The 751-nt window shown below is 53.4% G+C and carries 1 protein-coding gene; it reads right to left on the reverse strand.

What is annotated here, in order from left to right; all coding sequences use genetic code 11:
• The coding region (locus tag ACTHUM_RS16360; protein ID WP_440403474.1) for a trans-sulfuration enzyme family protein at positions 1-751 on the reverse strand (751 nt) is incomplete at both ends.

Consider the following 751-nt stretch of genomic DNA (forward strand, 5'->3'; position numbering starts at 1 on the left):
GTAATGTTCATGAGACGGCAGGCCGGGATAGAACACTTTTTCAATGGCAGGATGAGCTTCCAAACGGCGTGCGATTTCGAGTGCGTTTTGGCAATGGGCGTTCATGCGCAGAGCCAGCGTTTTAATACCGCGCAACACCAGCCAGCAGTCCATCGGGCCTGCAATCGCACCGGTATGCACCATCATGTCGTGCAAAGGCTGAGCCAGCTCTTTGGTTTTGGCAACGACTATGCCCATCAATACGTCGGAATGGCCGCACAAATATTTAGTAGCGGAATGGAACACAAAATCGCAACCCATATCCAACGGCTGTTGCAGATACGGCGTGGCAAAGGTGTTGTCGATGCCGACCAGCGCACCGGCTGCTTTGGCTTTTGCGGCAAGCGCTTTGATGTCTACCAAGCGCAAAAGCGGATTGGACGGCGTTTCCAGCCAAACCAGTTTGACATTGTGTGCTTTGAGCAGCTCATCCAAATTATCCGGATTGCCCAAATCGGCAAAAACAACGTTCACACCCCATTTTTGATAAACATCGACCAATAAATCATAAGCGCCGCCGTAAATATCTGCGACGGCGACAATGGTATCGCCCGGGCGCAGGAAAGTACGCCACACGGCATCAATCCCCGCCATGCCGCTGGAAAACGCAAAGCCGGCCGCACCGTGCTCCAAATCGGCAACGGTATCTTCCAATACCTGACGGGTCGGGTTGCTCAGGCGCGAGTAGCGGTAAGGCACATTTTCGCCAATC

It is taken from the genome of Neisseria sp. P0021.S006, from assembly GCF_051956895.1.